This window comes from Microcystis aeruginosa LEGE 91341 (genome assembly GCF_015206885.1).
Classification (GTDB): Bacteria; Cyanobacteriota; Cyanobacteriia; order Cyanobacteriales; family Microcystaceae; genus Microcystis; species Microcystis aeruginosa_H.
On the sequence record NZ_JADEXY010000043.1, the window covers coordinates 17,174 to 31,215 of the forward strand.

Sequence of the window (14,042 nt, forward strand, 5' to 3'; positions counted from 1 at the left end):
ACGTTCATCTCCGATAGGGACGATTTTTTAAAAAATCTTAAAATATCATTAAGATTCTTGGCCAAGGAAAATATCGCACAGGAAATGCCCACAGAAGCGCACACCGTTGGGGATGCGCCGACCGCCACCTTTCCGCTTGCTCAAATCCGCTGCTATAACGTTGGTCAATAACTGCCCGAAGCGGACAAAACCAGAGGATTATAGAAAAGTTAGAATTACCCTTTCATCTATGACCCTAGATATTATCCCCGAAGGGGAAGAACGCAAAGTGGAAGCTGTCAGTAGTGCCGCTATTGATGGTGCGCCGATCGCCTATATTGTCGTCTTGGCGGCCATTGTCACTACCCTTTCTTTTATTCCTTTCTCCATTGTCCTCGCTTCCGGCGGTAGTATGCCCCTCAGTCAAGCGGTTTTTCCCCTCTTGGGTTGGTTACTCGGCCCGATCGCTGGTGCGATTGCTAGTGGTATTGGGTCCTTAATTGGGGCTTTCCTTGCCCCCTACACGGCAGGAATTCCCGCTATTTCGGTCTTTGGGGCGATTATAGCCAGTTTTGTGGCGGGAACGATGGTTTTAGGCAAAAAACGCCGTTATTGGTGGTTAGGATTGACGTTAATTTTTCTGATTCCCCTGTTTATCTACGCTAACCGGGCGATCGGACTGAACGGTATTTCGCCACGAGTCTTTATTGCCGGGGCTTTCGTCGATTGGTCGGCTTTGGTATTATTTATCCTACCAACCCGGACTCTTTTTACCCATTGGATCAAAGGTAGTAACTTTGTCCTAGTAGCGGCGGGAATTTTTGGCGGGACTTGGACCGCCAGCGGCCTCTCCCATTTAGGGGCCGTCGCCATTACCTACTCGATTTTTAACTGGCCCGAAGAAGTCTGGCTCGCTTTAATTGGGATCGTTCCCATAGAAAATCTGATTCGTTCCCTCGTCGGTATGGTGATCGGTTGTGGTGTCATTGCCGGTTTACGGGCGATCGGTTTGGTCAAATCACGGGAGGCGATCTACTGAATAGGAAGTTTTCCCTTTGGGGAGTGGGGGGTCGGGTGTCGGGGCGGACTCAACGGCAAGAATTCCGGAGTCGCACCCAACCCGCCACCGAAAAAAAAGCGAACTAGCGTTTTAGCCAACTCATCATCGCCCGCAGATCCTGGCCGACTTCTTCGATCGAATGTTCTGCTTCTTGACGACGCATAGCGGTGAAACCCGGTTTACCGGCTTGATTTTCGAGGACAAACTCTCGGGCAAATTGTCCCGATTGAATTTCCCCGAGGATTTTCCGCATTTCGGCCTTAGTCGCTTCCGTCACCACCCGCGGACCACGAGTATAGTCACCGTACTCGGCTGTATTGGAAATACTATCGCGCATTTTGGCCAAACCGCCCTCGACGATCAGATCGACGATCAGTTTTACCTCGTGTAAACACTCAAAATAGGCTAATTCGGGCTGATAACCAGCTTCCACGAGGGTTTCAAAGCCAGCTTTGATTAAAGCACTTAAACCGCCGCATAATACTGCCTGTTCGCCAAAAAGGTCGGTTTCTGTTTCCTCGCGGAAAGTGGTTTCCAAAACCCCGGCCCGAGTACCACCGATACCTTTAGCGTAGGCCATCGCTCGATCGCGTGCTTGGCCGGTAGCATCTTGATAGACGGCGAATAAACAGGGAACCCCTTGACCTTGTTCGTAGGTGCGACGGACGAGATGGCCAGGTCCTTTGGGGGCAACCATAACCACATCGACATTATCTGGAGGAACCACTTGGCCGAAATGAATATTAAAGCCGTGGGCAAAAGATAACACCTTGCCTGCGCTTAAATTCGGGGCAATTTCGTTGATATAAATCGTTTTCTGCACTTCATCTGGTAAGAGGATCATGATCCAGTCGGCAATTTTAGCGGCTTCGGCCACGTCATAAACCGGAATACCGGCTTCTTTGGCTTTGATGGCCGATTTACTGCCGGGATATAGACCAACAATCACATTAACGCCGCTATCCTTGAGATTTAATGCATGGGCATGACCCTGGGAACCATAACCAATAATAGCGATCGTTTTTCCCGCTAATAAATCTAAATTGGCATCCTCATCATAGTACATTCGTGCCATCGAACTCGCTCCTTAACTTCTTTTGTCACTGTGCAAACTCCTAATTATACGCGAAAATAACGCCCGTCAGAAGCCTTTGATCGCCTATTTCTAGGAGTCAAGAAAAAATAGTGTCGAGAAAATTTGAATTTTTCTCGATCTATTTGGGTACTCTAACTAGGGAAAGCTGACTTGATCTAGTGGAGCAGAAAAAAAAGGGGGGGGTAATGGCCAATTTTTAGCTTGGACTTGGTTCTTTCACCAAAATTGATTACAATATCATCATCGGAAATTTTGGGTCTGAAACCCCGCCGTTCTAGGTTGGCTTTACGTTAGAATTAAAAGGCCAGTCTCGAAAACCAAGTGGACGGCGCAGCACCTTGAAAACTAGACTTAGGGGGTTCCGACCAGAAAAGCTTGGCCGGGTAAAAAGTCGCGCGCAACAAGTACAAGAAGCTATAGGCGGTCAACGTACCGTGGGACACACGGAATCGGGCTTCTGAAATGGGGCGAAAGTCTGTGGACTCTGTGTAAGACAGTACATAGTTTTTTAACTGTGGTATGCGACGGTGGTGGAAGCAGAAACTTAAATCGTGAGGTTTAGGAATCGCCGCACTTTTAGGGCGGCGAGGATGTCAACAATAGGTGCTTCCTCTCCCCTCACCCAGTCAAGATTAACCTCGCTCTGAACACAGATAATCAGGTTAATATTAGTGCAGAAATAGCTTCTCTCCCCCTCGATTTTCACCTGTTCTGGGTAAATTACCCAGTTAGGATCGTTTATAGACTGATTTACTGCCTTGATCGATACTAGATAAAATCAGGTGAAAAGATCAAGATTATTGGCTTTGTTGATCACCAATTCCCTTAGAGCTGCCCCGGAAAATGTATGGTAAGTTTTTTTAAGAAGCTATTGACAAAAAAAACTCAAGGTATTGGGTTAGAGATTACCCCAGAGTGCCTTAACGTGGCTCAGATCGCCAAACAGAAACAAAATTATAAATTAGTTAAATATTGTTCGTCGGATATCCCAGAAGGCATCTTTGAGGAGGGAAAAATCGTCGATCCCGTCGCTTTAGCGGAATTAATCCAAGAAGTCCTCAAGGAAAATAAAATTACTAGAAAACGAGTCGCTACTGCTGTCCCCATGCGCGAGTCAATTATCCGGATTATCCCTATTCCCTCGGAATTGGACGAGGAGGAATTGCGCGATCTGGTCTTAAATCATGAAGCTAATTTATACCTTCCCTATCCGCGGGAGGAAGTGGATATCGACTACCAAAAACTGGGCTACTTTCAGGATGAAGATGGGATCGAAAAGGTGCAGGTTTTGCTGGTAGCTACTCGTCGGGAGATCACCGATGCCTATCTGGAAACCCTGCAACGGGCAGGATTAGAGGTAGATGTGCTAGAAATTAATAGTTTTGCCCTAATTCGGACGATTCGAGATCAGTTGCGACAGTTTAGTTCCAATGAAGCTACCGTTATTGTCGATATAGAATTTGATAACACGGAAATTGCCATCGTGGTGGAAGGCGTTCCCCAATTTTCCCGCACTGTCCCCATCGGCACTTTCCAGTTACAAAATGCCATTTCCAGGGCGATGAATTTGCCCAGTTCCCGCAGTCCTGAGATTCTTTTGGGGATGACAATCCCGACCACTGCCTTTGATAGTCTTGGCACCAATACCGGTGCTTCCAGAACCTTTACTACCGCCGGGATTGCGGCACTGATGCGGGTTTTAGGGGAATTAACCGATGAATTGCGGCGATCAATTAATTTCTATCTTAACCAAAGTGATGAACTGGAAATGGAAATTGTCCAGTTACTTTTAGCAGGTCCCGGGGGCGGTTTAGCGCAACTAGATGAATATTTTACTCAACGTCTCAGCATCCCTACCATGCCCATCGATCCGATCGCAGCCCTGAACTTAGATATCAATCAAGAGATTCCTAATACCCAAAGACCGGGATTAGGAACAGTTCTCGGTTTAGGATTGCGGGAGGTATAGACAAAAATTATGTATAGTCTTGACGTTAATTTTCTCAAAGATCGCCATCTTAACCGAACAGTCCAAACAACCTCTAACTTCGAGATTTCCACGGTTATTAACCTGAGTAAACAAGTACCTCTGTTCCTCGGTGTGGGAGTGGGGGCCGGATTATTGGTACTAACGGGATTACTCGGTTTAACCGTCGGTTGGAAAACTGGCGAAACTCAGGCCCTAATTCAGCAACTGGACGGGGAATTAGGTCAAGTACAAGTCCAAAGTAAAAAACTAGAAGACATCAGAGGGGAACTAAAGGCGGTAGAAGCAGAAAATAAAGCTCTGGTGGGTGTATTCAATCAGATTAGGCCTTGGTCAGCCATTCTCCAAGAAATTCGCCAACAAACTCCTTCTACTGTGCAGTTAAATAGTGTGCAACAGGTGGAGGTTCCCGCGAACCCCAATCAAGGGCAACCCAATCCGGCTACTCGCTTAAAAATCAGTGGTTTTGCCAGTAATTACGAAGCAGTCAATGATTATCTCTTAACCCTACAAGCTTCTCCTTTTTTGCAGGGTAAGCAAACGGTGATCGAAAGTGCTGCCCTGGCCGATTTACCCGTAGAGGTGAACAATCAGTACAAAAATATTAATATTACTTTCCCCCAAGTGGTTCAATTTGTGATCACTGCCCAATTAAGTGATACTCCCACCACTCAACAACTGCCCAATCTTGCCCGGAATGGAGCGATCGGAGTTATCACCAGGATTAATACTCTCAAAAACCAAGGAGCCATTCAACCATGACCTTTAACGAAGAATTTGAGAAGCTGAAATTAGAGGAATTTGAGGAGTATCCTATCGCTTTCGGGATAACTTTTACTCCCCGTAATAGTGGCATCGCTGCCGCTATGCTAGGTTTACTTGGCTCCCTCTATCTGCTTTTTAACTGGGTGATGCCCGCTTATAATACCTTGCAGCAACTGCAAACCGATGCAGCCGACAAAAAACAACTACTAGATCAACAAAAAAGCCGTCTCGAATTTTCAGAACTCCAAAAAATCGAGAGTCAGTTACAACAACAAAAAGCTATTAAACAGAAAATTCTCTCGCTTTTTGCTAAAGAAAGGGACTTAAGCACTATTCTTTTAGATGTTAGTAATATCTTTAAGTCTCGCGATGTTAAGCTGGTTAGTTTTCAACCCCAAGGATTAGAACCGGTGGTAGTCTCCGATGGTTCCCTCGGTAGTGAAGTTAATAATAAGCTCAAACGTCAAACTTTTAACGTCAAGATGGAAGGGAACTATGCCAAAACTCAAGAGGTTATTCGGGATTTAGAAAGATTACAGCCGCTCATTTTGCTGAACAGTCTCAATACCCAGATGGAAAAGCAAGGATCGACGGTTAAAGTGGTTAGTACCGGCAAAAATAAAGCCACTATCGTTCCCCAAGGCGATAAACCCGTGACTACCACCTTTCTTCTCGATGTGATTATTCCTCTCAGTGCCGCCGAATTAGCCAAGTTAGCACCACCCCCACCTCCTGAAGGTCAACCCCCCGCTAGTCCGTCCCAATAATAGTCTTCCATCCGGTGTGAGTATTGTGTTTTTTGTCCGTTGAATCGCGTAATCGTTGAGGAGTGAAGTTAAAGTGAATCTGTCCCGCTATGCCCTGTTTATCCCCCCAATTGCCTCGTTTTTATTGATGGCTCCCCTGAGCGTATTGGCCGAAACCCCCTTTTCCTTCCATGGTTCAGAGTTAAAATCCCGTACATCAAAAATTGAACCCTTCGACTTGGCTCAGGGCAAGTTTTTGCAAGAGTTTAGTAAAGAAACTTTACAAAAATCGCCAAATCAGCTTGTCCCTTCCAGCGCAGCTGTACAAAAGGAAATTAGCGATCGCATTTTAGCCAGTGAAAAACTGCTCGCCCAAAGTGCGCCCCTTGTCCCCAATCCCGAAATTATCATTCAAGGCATACCTCAAGCACCCGGCGCTCCCACCCTACCCCGGGCCGTCGCCCCACCGGTGGGAGATATTGCCATCTCTAACATCGATGCTAGTGCCGAAAAAGTCAAATTCGAGCGTAATATCACCGTACCTCGCATTTTACTGCGGGAAGCTTCTGCTAGAGAAGTTTTAATGACCCTTGCTAACATTGCCGGTTATAACGTCGTTTTCACCAGCGCCCAGGGGGAAGCTAACGCCACCTCTCAGACAGTTTCCTTAGAATTTACTGACGAATCGGTGGAAAACATTTTTAACGCCGTCTTGTTAATTTCTGGACTCCAGGCCAACCGTCAGGGTAAAACCATCTTTGTCGGGGCGCAATTACCCCAAGGCGCTCGTAATCTGATTAGCCGCACCCTGCGCCTCAATCAAGTTAAAGCTGTCGCCGCCGCCACTTTCCTCGCCACCCAAGGGGCAGAATACCAGCGTTTAGTTACCCAAACCGAGAATATCGTCGATCCCCTCACCGGACGAGTCATCGGCCGCCGGGATATTCCTCCCACGCTAGAGCCACTGGCACCCCAAAAAACGGAAGGCTCAAAAGCTGCCCTACTTTTAACTGGTTTAAGAATTGCCGCCGACGAGCGCCTTAATTCTATTAATTTAATCGGCGAACCCCGACAAGTACAGATCGCCACCTCTTTATTAACCCAACTGGATGCCCGTCGCCGTCAGGTGGTGGTTAATGTCAAAGTTATCGATGTTAACCTGCTCAATACGGACGAATTTCGCAGTAGTTTTTCCTTCGGTTTTAACGATGGTTTCTTCGTTCAAGATAACGGGGCGGCAGTGCTGAACTTTGGCAATATGAACCCACCCACTAGCTCAACTGTATCCCAAGCGGGGGCTTTTGCACAGCCTGTTGTGCCTATTGGGAATATCATATCAGGGAGTGGAGAAGCAGAACTAGCACCTTTTTTTGATGTTCAAAATGCTCCTTTTAGTAATGTCCTCCAAGGACGACTCCCTAATGGTAATTTATCTGATTTTGCCCGTCCCAATTTTGGGCGATTCAATAACCCCTTTCAACCTGGTGCAACAGATCAGGATGGAGGGGATTTTGCGCTACCCGGTCTATTCCAATATCCCCAAAGATTCCTGATGACTCTGCAAGCGTCAATTCAGACAGGAAATGCCAAGATTCTCACCGATCCCTCGCTGGTAGTGCAGGAAGGTCAACAGGCAGTGGTGAAACTAACCGAGAAAGTGCTGGTCAGTGTTACAACAACAATTGATACCAATAGCAATGGCAATGAGAGAACTACAACTCCTGTGTTTGGTGATGCTGGACTGACCTTAACCGTCGATGTGAATCAAATTGACGATAATGGTTACATCAGTTTAAATGTCGCCCCTACAATTGCCCAACCCGGTCCCCCGATTCGATTTAATAGCGGTGGGGAGACATTCAACACATTGACTCCTTTGATTACCCGGGAATTATTATCCGGTTTAGTTCGTCTCCGGGATGGACAGAGTTTAATTCTTTCTGGCATTATCCAAGAACGCCAACAGAGTTCTGAGTCAAAAGTGCCGATTTTAGGCGATATTCCCATTTTAGGAGCTTTATTCCGCAGTCGGACTAATCAGAATAGTCGCAGTGAGGTAATTATTCTCCTCACTCCCAAAATCATCGAAGATTCGGCCACTTCTACCCTCGGTATCAACTATCAACCGGGCCAAGATGCGGCGGAAATGCTTCAGCGTCAAGGTTTCCCCGTACAACCGCGACAGTAATCAGCTTTTTCAGTTATCAGTTATCAGTTATCAGTTATCAGTAATCAGCTTTTTCAGTTATCAGTAATCAGCTTTTTCAGTTATCAGTTATCAGTTATCAGTTTCTGAAGCTTTTGCCTCTTGCATGAGTGCCTCTCCTCATAACTAGCCTATACTCAACAGATTTAGTCTAATAATAAGATAGAGCCGACTTCGCCAGTCTAAATATTCCGTTATCAGTTAAAAAAGCGAATAGCAACAGTCACCCATTTTACGGTTTACTAACCGCCGATTCTAACATAGTAATCGTTCCCCGATTAGCATCAAATTCTACTGCAATACCAATGGGAATAGTTTCAATAATTTCTAAATGTCCGATAGTTAATCCTAGACAAGCGGGAATTTTTAAGGGTTGGATATATTCTCTGATTACTTCTTCTAACGTCAAGGAACCATAGTCACTATTGGCGCTACAATTGCTACATTCACCGAAAATAAATCCAGCTAAATTATTAAAAATTCCCGTTAATTTTAATTGATTTAACAGGCGGTCAATTTCATAAACATCTTCACCAATATCTTCTAAAAATAGGATAGCACCAGTAAAATCTGGTAGATAGGGAGAGCCAACTATTGAGGCTAAAGTGGTTAAATTACCGCCGATTAATTTACCTTTGGACTGACCTTTAGTAATAGTTTGAATGCGATTTTTTACCTGCATTAAACGATTAGCATCATCGGGATCGGGAAGATTTCTAAAAGTTAACTTTTCCCCAGAAAATAAAACCTGTCGAAAGCTTTCAGTTTGAGCAGTGCGCCAACTAGAAAAGCCATTGGGAGCATGGAAAGTTACTAAACCAGTTTTGGCATAAATAGCCAACAATAAAGAGGTTATATCACTAAAACCACAGATAATTTTCGGATGATGACGAATTAAATCGTAGTCGAGATAAGGTAATAAACGAGCGCTTCCCCAACCGCCGCGAATTGGTAAAATTAAGGCAATATTATCATCAGCAAAAAATCGATTTATATCCGAGGCTCGCTCCCTATCTTTACCTGCTAAATAACCATAACGATCTAAAGCGTATTGACCAACTTTTGGTACTAATTTTAGGGCTTTAACTGCTTCGATAACTATATTTAAATCATCTTCTTTAAAAGTTGCCCCCGCCGGACTAATAATACCCACTCCGTCGCCGGGTTGTAGATGTGGCGGTTTAATTAGAGGAAAATTATTGCTAACAACTTTTCTAGGAATTAGGGAAAAACTAACAGCAGTTAGGGCAGTAGTAGTGAGAAATTGACGGCGCTTCATTCTGATAGTTTTTAGAGAAATTGCCAGGTAAACAAGAATTTAGGGATTACTGCTCAGAAAAAAAGTTTTCACAACTGCCCCAGCTAAGAGGACAATTAATGCCCAAACCTGATATTTTTGGTTTCCTTCTAATGAGTTTAGTCGATTTTCTATTCCCTCAACTTTTCCCGTTAACACCGCTTGTCCTACCTTTAAATCCGTCACATCTTTTTGTAACGAATCGATTTTCCCCTCAATCCGCATCAAGATAGTTTCTAGGGAATAAGTAACCGTTTCCTGAGATTGATTCATTTGTTCAAGATCTTTTAGTTAATTTTTGCCCTAGAAAAGCCATTATGCTTCGGATTTTGCCATATCGCGAATGATATCGCCGCGGGTGATAATACCGATTACTTTGTGGGTTTCTTCCTCAATCACCGGTAAACGACGCACATGACGATCATACATTAACGAGGCCGCTTCTTTCAAAGGGCGATCAGCCGTGATACTAATAGGTTTATCGGTCATTACTTCCCCCACGGTTTGACCGAGAGCTTTATGGAGTAATTTCTCGTGACGGCTAGGATTTTGTAGATAGATGACGCTATCAAGGAGCATAATGTAAGGAGGAGCTTCTACTCCCGTTTCCTGCCACATAAGGTCAGTTTCGGAGATAACCCCAATCAGTCGCATATTGTCATCCACCACGGGTAAACCACTAAACCGCTTTTCGGCCAAAATCTTCACTGCTTCGGACAGAGAAGTGTTAGCGGTGACGGTGATGGGATTGGGAGTCATGATATCGGCAACTGTTTTCGTCATCTTAGCGACCTGCGACAATAATGCTTTATCTCTCCATCTTATCATTAGGGTAATCAGTCGCCGCTTAATTATAGACCTCTTGTAAAAATCAAAAATTGTTGTTAGGGTTAGGAGTCAGTAGCCAGTAGTCAGTAGTCAGGAGAATTAAGCATGAATAATAATCAATTAAATGGTCTATTTATAGATTTTATGCGATTTAATCCTTATTTTTAAGGTTTTTGAACCCTCAAAAATTAATTATGCAAGAGGTTTTAAGCTAAGACGCATTTAAACCGCTTATTCTTAGATTAGCCGAACCTCCCCTAATCCCCTGACTGTTGCCTTTTGCCTCTTGCCTTTTGCCTCGTCTCAACAAGCAATTTAAATTACGAACAGCTTATGACTATTCTTCAATCTTCGGTTGAGAAAATGGTATAACATAAGAAGGAAATGGGATATTAATTTAGTTAGTTGACAAGGAGAAAGAAAAATGATCGCTCAACCTCAATACCCAGAAAGAATGACCCCGGAAGAGTATCTAGAATGGGAAGCTACCCAGGAATTGCGCCATGAATATATTGATGGGGAAATTATCGCCATGACTGGGGGTAGTCTGCCCCATAATGATATTACCTTGAATTTTTACACTGCTTTAAGACTTCATCTCCGTCCACGAGGCTGTCGAGTCAATGTATCTGATGCGAAAGTACAAGCTAATAATAGTCGTTATTTTTATCCCGATTTGGTGATTAGTTGCGATTTTAGGGATAGAGAATCTCGTAATTTTATTCAACATCCACAAGTGATTATTGAAGTGCTTTCCCCCAGCACAGGAAACTATGATCGCACTAAAAAGTTACAATATTATCGTCAGATTCCTAGTTTACAAGAATACGTTTTAGTCGATCCCGACTCGCTCAGTGTTGAGGTTTATCGTCGCGGTGAAGATAAAATTTGGTTTTACTGCGCTTATAGTCAAGGGGAAGAAATTATTCTATCTAGTCTCGATTTTCACTGTGCGATCGAGTTAATCTATGAAGGGATAAGTTTCGATTAAAAAAAGTTTACAAAAAGGTCAAACATTCCTAGACTTAAAATAAATACGTCCCGATTGTTTCGATAAATTCTATGTTACCGCCCCTATTAGTTCTTGATCCCTTGTTAGAAAACTGGTTACGAGAAGATCTCGGTAGAGGCGATCGCACCACCCAAGCAATTTTCTTCGGTCATGCTAAAATCGGTCAAGCTAGTTGGATTGCCAAGGAAGCGGGAGTTATTGCCGGTTTACCCGTAGCTGAACGAGTTTTTCAACTACTTAACCCTACTATTCACTTTACCCCCACCGTTGCCGAGGGGGAATTCTGCCCCAAGTCTAAAGTTATTGCCGAGATAGAAGGTTCCTTCGATGCGTTGTTAATCGGGGAAAGAGTCGCTTTAAATCTTGCCATGCGCTTGAGTGGGATTGCTAGTGAAACTCGCAAATATGTGGAGAAAATTGCCGATTTATCGACAAGATTGGTGGATACTCGCAAAACTACCCCCGGATTGCGAATTTTAGAAAAATATGCCTCCGGTATCGGTGGCGCTATTAACCATCGTTTGGGGTTAGATGATGCAATTATGATTAAAGATAATCATATTCAAGCAGCGGGCAGCATTGAGGAAGCAGTGCTTCGTGTACGGCAAAATATGCCCTATCCTCTCACAATTGAGGTAGAAACTAGCCAATTAGAAGAAGTGAATCAAGCTCTGCAGCAGGAGGTAGAGATCATTATGTTAGATAATATGGATTTAGAGATGATGCAAACTGCTGTGGAGATGATCCGCAATTTTAATAGTAAAACCAAAATAGAAGCATCGGGAAATATTACCCTCGATCGCATTCGCAACGTTGCCGAAACAGGAGTAGATTATATTTCTACTAGCGCCCCGATTACCCGTTCTACTTGGTTAGATATCAGTATGAGAATTGATTAAAAGGCTATATCAGTGATCAGTAATCAGTTATCAGTAGGTAGTGGGGTAGTGGGGTGTGCGAATTATGAATTATGAATTATGAATTATGAATTGGGGAGAATAGATAAAAATAATCTCCCGTCTCCTGTCTCCTGACTCCTATCTCCTGACGACCGACTCCTGACTCCTATCTATTCTAACCTCGATCGCATCGCCAATATTTAAGTGTAATTGCTTTTGGGCGCTACCACTATTGACGGCAATTTCTAACCCCCCGTGACTACCGATAAAAGCGACTATTTCCCCCCAAGGAACATCACTGTAGGTGTTTTTTGCGGGGATAATTTTTGGACTCAACCGCACTGACCAATTTTTTCCTTCTAGGAGATAATCGGGAATATTACTGATTAAATTGCCGAAAATGTCGATATATTGGATTTGACCCCTGATTTTATCTTCCTCGATCTGGGGAACAGCGATCGCTAATTGTTGCAAGCTATCGGGATCAATAACCTCACCTAACATTTCTAGGGGTACTCCCCGGGACAAATAAGCGGCCACAGCAGCAAAAATATCACGACCGTGAAAAGTAGTGCTAGGGTTAGGGGTGCGCCAATAGGAAGAATTATTGAGATTAACGGCAGATATAGCGGGAGATTGGCTTAAAATGCCACTAAATAAACCATTATCTGGCCCGACTAAATAACCACCGGCAAAACGAATCCCTACCCCGCGTCTTTTGCTTCCCACCCCCGGATCTATAACTGCCAGATGAATAGTGCCTTGGGGAAAATATTGATAGGCATTCAGGAGGATAAAACGAGCAGTATAAAGGTCTTGGGGCGAAATTTGATGATTTAGATCGATCGTGCGAGCATGGGGGGCAATTCCCGCGATTACTCCCTTGATAATGCCCACATAACCGTCCTGTAGTCCAAAATCGCTAGTAAGGGTTATTAGTGCCTGTTCCGTCATTGACTTGTCCCTAGGGTGGCCAACAGCGTTAATAAATCTTAACGCCAAATTCAGTAACTAAAGATACAGTTTACTAAGGAGAATGTTATGATTTAGATATAAGGTAAGTTAAGTCGCTCAAAAGTCTGTCCATCATGAACAAAAATCGTCAGCAAGTCCTAACACAAGCCGCCGTCGCTCATAGAGAAACACTCCGCAGAAATTTACAACACCGACTGGAAGTAGCTAGAGCGCAGGGAAATGAAGCTTTAGTGCGTCAATTAGAAGCAGAGGCGGCCTATTTGCACCTTCGTTAGATTTAATCGGTGTTTAGTCATAGTCTAGTTGTCGGTTTGTAGTGGTCGGTATGCCGATCACTTTTTTTTTGGGAGAATTTTTTTAATTGCTGATATCTTAACTGGCAATCCCTAAAATAGAAAGAACAGCAGTGTAGAGATCAAATAATTATGGCTTTTTTTCGACAATATATCGCCCCGTTCCTGACTATCTTAGTGTTTTTAGTTGCTCTGGTTGCCACCGGCATCCGGATTTTTTTACCAGCAGATTTAGCGGCACCCGCTCCGATCGAGCCATCCCTGGGCATAATTTTCTTTTATCCTTGGCATGGCTAACCTTCCCGAAAATTATCAGCTACGACTGGGAAAAATGGGCGATCGCTATCTACTCATTAATTTTCTCACCCGCACCTATGAAGAATTTTTTCCCGAACAAAAAAACCTTTCCCATCTAGCTGATACAGTCAGACAGTTTTTTTGCCTTGATACTCCTCTGTGGATCGTCGAAGGACAACAAACAGCGATCGCTTGTCTCTGGATGGGGAGCGCTGTCGATCAGGTGACAGGCGATCGCTATGGTCATATTTTCCTAATTTACGTCGATCCCCAGCATCGTCGCCAAGGTATCGCCAGCGCACTAATCGATCGAGCTAAGGATTGGGCAAAAAGTCGCGGACAAAGCCGCATCGGTTTACAAGTCTTCATCAATAACGACAATGCTCTTAATCTCTACCAAAATCTCGGCTTTCAAACTCGCTCTTTGCTGATGTGGAAAAATATTTAGAAACTGTTAGGAGCCGGGAGTTATCAGTCAGGAGACAGAAGACAGGGTGATAGGGTTTTGGGGTGATAGGGATTTAGGGGTTTAGGGGTTTAGGGAAATTTCATCCAAATGCTCCACTTCCCCCCGCAACGCGCACGAAGTGGTCTCCACACAC

15 protein-coding genes are annotated in these 14,042 nt (G+C 44.2%); 10 read left to right on the forward strand and 5 right to left on the reverse strand.

Translation table 11 applies throughout. From position 1 onward, the window contains the following. Nucleotides 1-229: 229 nt before the first annotated feature. Nucleotides 230-1,018, forward strand: a complete 789-nt coding sequence (locus IQ234_RS08735) for an ECF transporter S component (RefSeq protein ID WP_193956802.1) — start codon at nucleotides 230-232, stop codon at nucleotides 1,016-1,018. A 103-nt stretch (nucleotides 1,019-1,121) separates the two neighbouring features. On the opposite strand, the gene ilvC is transcribed toward IQ234_RS08735, so the two are convergent. Continuing rightward, nucleotides 1,122-2,114: a ketol-acid reductoisomerase gene (ilvC, locus tag IQ234_RS08740; protein WP_193956803.1), complete on the reverse strand. Its 993-nt coding sequence runs from the start codon at nucleotides 2,112-2,114 to the stop codon at nucleotides 1,122-1,124. Between the two features lie 868 nt (nucleotides 2,115-2,982). On the opposite strand from ilvC, the gene pilM reads away from it, so the two are divergent. The 4 genes from pilM to IQ234_RS08760 all read left to right on the forward strand — a co-directional run bounded on the left by pilM (nucleotide 2,983) and on the right by IQ234_RS08760 (nucleotide 7,821). Next, nucleotides 2,983-4,104: a type IV pilus assembly protein PilM gene (gene pilM / locus IQ234_RS08745; protein ID WP_193956804.1), complete on the forward strand. Its 1,122-nt coding sequence runs from the start codon at nucleotides 2,983-2,985 to the stop codon at nucleotides 4,102-4,104. Between the two features lie 9 nt (nucleotides 4,105-4,113). Continuing rightward, on the forward strand, nucleotides 4,114-4,884 hold the full coding sequence (locus tag IQ234_RS08750; protein WP_193956805.1) for a PilN domain-containing protein: 771 nt from the start codon (nucleotides 4,114-4,116) through the stop codon (nucleotides 4,882-4,884). After that, nucleotides 4,881-5,654, forward strand: a complete 774-nt coding sequence (locus IQ234_RS08755) for a pilus assembly protein (protein ID WP_193956806.1) — start codon at nucleotides 4,881-4,883, stop codon at nucleotides 5,652-5,654. Before IQ234_RS08750 ends, IQ234_RS08755 begins: the two co-directional genes overlap by 4 nt. Nucleotides 5,655-5,727: 73 nt before the next feature. Continuing rightward, a complete protein-coding gene (locus tag IQ234_RS08760) occupies nucleotides 5,728-7,821 on the forward strand; it encodes a secretin N-terminal domain-containing protein (RefSeq protein ID WP_193956807.1) in 2,094 nt (697 codons plus the stop codon). 250 nt (nucleotides 7,822-8,071) lie between these two features. On the opposite strand, the gene IQ234_RS08765 is transcribed toward IQ234_RS08760, so the two are convergent. From IQ234_RS08765 to IQ234_RS08775, 3 genes are read right to left on the reverse strand one after another with little or no spacing between them, the layout of a single operon-like run. Continuing rightward, nucleotides 8,072-9,118 (reverse strand): S66 peptidase family protein, encoded by a 1,047-nt coding sequence (locus tag IQ234_RS08765; protein WP_193956808.1) that lies wholly within the window; start codon nucleotides 9,116-9,118, stop codon nucleotides 8,072-8,074. Nucleotides 9,119-9,157: 39 nt separating this feature from the next. Further along, nucleotides 9,158-9,409, reverse strand: a complete 252-nt coding sequence (locus tag IQ234_RS08770; protein WP_193956809.1) for a hemolysin XhlA family protein — start codon at nucleotides 9,407-9,409, stop codon at nucleotides 9,158-9,160. Between the two features lie 42 nt (nucleotides 9,410-9,451). After that, nucleotides 9,452-9,919: a CBS domain-containing protein gene (locus IQ234_RS08775; RefSeq protein ID WP_012265148.1), complete on the reverse strand. Its 468-nt coding sequence runs from the start codon at nucleotides 9,917-9,919 to the stop codon at nucleotides 9,452-9,454. A 469-nt stretch (nucleotides 9,920-10,388) separates the two neighbouring features. Here IQ234_RS08775 and IQ234_RS08780 point away from each other — a divergent pair, with 469 nt between their 5' ends. Both IQ234_RS08780 and nadC read left to right on the forward strand, forming a co-directional pair. Further along, the gene (locus IQ234_RS08780) at nucleotides 10,389-10,955 is read left to right on the forward strand and encodes a Uma2 family endonuclease (RefSeq protein WP_193956810.1); all 567 of its coding nucleotides are present in this window, start codon (nucleotides 10,389-10,391) and stop codon (nucleotides 10,953-10,955) included. 71 nt (nucleotides 10,956-11,026) lie between these two features. Further along, nucleotides 11,027-11,875: a carboxylating nicotinate-nucleotide diphosphorylase gene (gene nadC, locus IQ234_RS08785; RefSeq protein ID WP_193956811.1), complete on the forward strand. Its 849-nt coding sequence runs from the start codon at nucleotides 11,027-11,029 to the stop codon at nucleotides 11,873-11,875. 138 nt (nucleotides 11,876-12,013) lie between these two features. Here the strand turns inward: nadC and IQ234_RS08790 are convergent, their stop codons facing one another. Next, nucleotides 12,014-12,829 (reverse strand): SAM hydrolase/SAM-dependent halogenase family protein, encoded by an 816-nt coding sequence (locus IQ234_RS08790; protein WP_193956814.1) that lies wholly within the window; start codon nucleotides 12,827-12,829, stop codon nucleotides 12,014-12,016. Nucleotides 12,830-12,963: 134 nt separating this feature from the next. On the opposite strand from IQ234_RS08790, the gene IQ234_RS08795 reads away from it, so the two are divergent. From IQ234_RS08795 to IQ234_RS08805, 3 genes are all read left to right on the forward strand, one after another. Then, complete coding sequence (locus tag IQ234_RS08795; protein ID WP_002765458.1) at nucleotides 12,964-13,125, forward strand: hypothetical protein; 162 nt, start codon at nucleotides 12,964-12,966, stop codon at nucleotides 13,123-13,125. A 150-nt stretch (nucleotides 13,126-13,275) separates the two neighbouring features. Further along, nucleotides 13,276-13,440, forward strand: a complete 165-nt coding sequence (locus tag IQ234_RS08800; protein ID WP_193956812.1) for a hypothetical protein — start codon at nucleotides 13,276-13,278, stop codon at nucleotides 13,438-13,440. Beyond that, a complete protein-coding gene (locus IQ234_RS08805; RefSeq protein ID WP_193956813.1) occupies nucleotides 13,433-13,888 on the forward strand; it encodes a GNAT family N-acetyltransferase in 456 nt (151 codons plus the stop codon). Before IQ234_RS08800 ends, IQ234_RS08805 begins: the two co-directional genes overlap by 8 nt. The last annotated feature ends 154 nt before the right edge of the window (nucleotides 13,889-14,042 follow it).

Excerpts from the sequence above, each read along its gene's own strand:
- IQ234_RS08775 (WP_012265148.1), bottom strand. The coding sequence starts at position 9,919 with ATGACGAAAACAGTTGCCGATATCATGACTCCCAATCCCATCACCGTC.
- IQ234_RS08755 (WP_193956806.1), top strand. The coding sequence starts at position 4,881 with ATGACCTTTAACGAAGAATTTGAGAAGCTGAAATTAGAGGAATTTGAG.
- IQ234_RS08765 (WP_193956808.1), bottom strand. The coding sequence starts at position 9,118 with ATGAAGCGCCGTCAATTTCTCACTACTACTGCCCTAACTGCTGTTAGT.
- IQ234_RS08800 (WP_193956812.1), top strand. The coding sequence starts at position 13,276 with ATGGCTTTTTTTCGACAATATATCGCCCCGTTCCTGACTATCTTAGTG.
- IQ234_RS08750 (WP_193956805.1), top strand. The coding sequence starts at position 4,114 with ATGTATAGTCTTGACGTTAATTTTCTCAAAGATCGCCATCTTAACCGA.
- nadC (WP_193956811.1), top strand. The coding sequence starts at position 11,027 with ATGTTACCGCCCCTATTAGTTCTTGATCCCTTGTTAGAAAACTGGTTA.
- IQ234_RS08795 (WP_002765458.1), top strand. The coding sequence starts at position 12,964 with ATGAACAAAAATCGTCAGCAAGTCCTAACACAAGCCGCCGTCGCTCAT.
- IQ234_RS08770 (WP_193956809.1), bottom strand. The coding sequence starts at position 9,409 with ATGAATCAATCTCAGGAAACGGTTACTTATTCCCTAGAAACTATCTTG.
- IQ234_RS08780 (WP_193956810.1), top strand. The coding sequence starts at position 10,389 with ATGATCGCTCAACCTCAATACCCAGAAAGAATGACCCCGGAAGAGTAT.
- pilM (WP_193956804.1), top strand. The coding sequence starts at position 2,983 with ATGGTAAGTTTTTTTAAGAAGCTATTGACAAAAAAAACTCAAGGTATT.
- ilvC (WP_193956803.1), bottom strand. The coding sequence starts at position 2,114 with ATGGCACGAATGTACTATGATGAGGATGCCAATTTAGATTTATTAGCG.
- IQ234_RS08790 (WP_193956814.1), bottom strand. The coding sequence starts at position 12,829 with ATGACGGAACAGGCACTAATAACCCTTACTAGCGATTTTGGACTACAG.
- IQ234_RS08805 (WP_193956813.1), top strand. The coding sequence starts at position 13,433 with ATGGCTAACCTTCCCGAAAATTATCAGCTACGACTGGGAAAAATGGGC.
- IQ234_RS08735 (WP_193956802.1), top strand. The coding sequence starts at position 230 with ATGACCCTAGATATTATCCCCGAAGGGGAAGAACGCAAAGTGGAAGCT.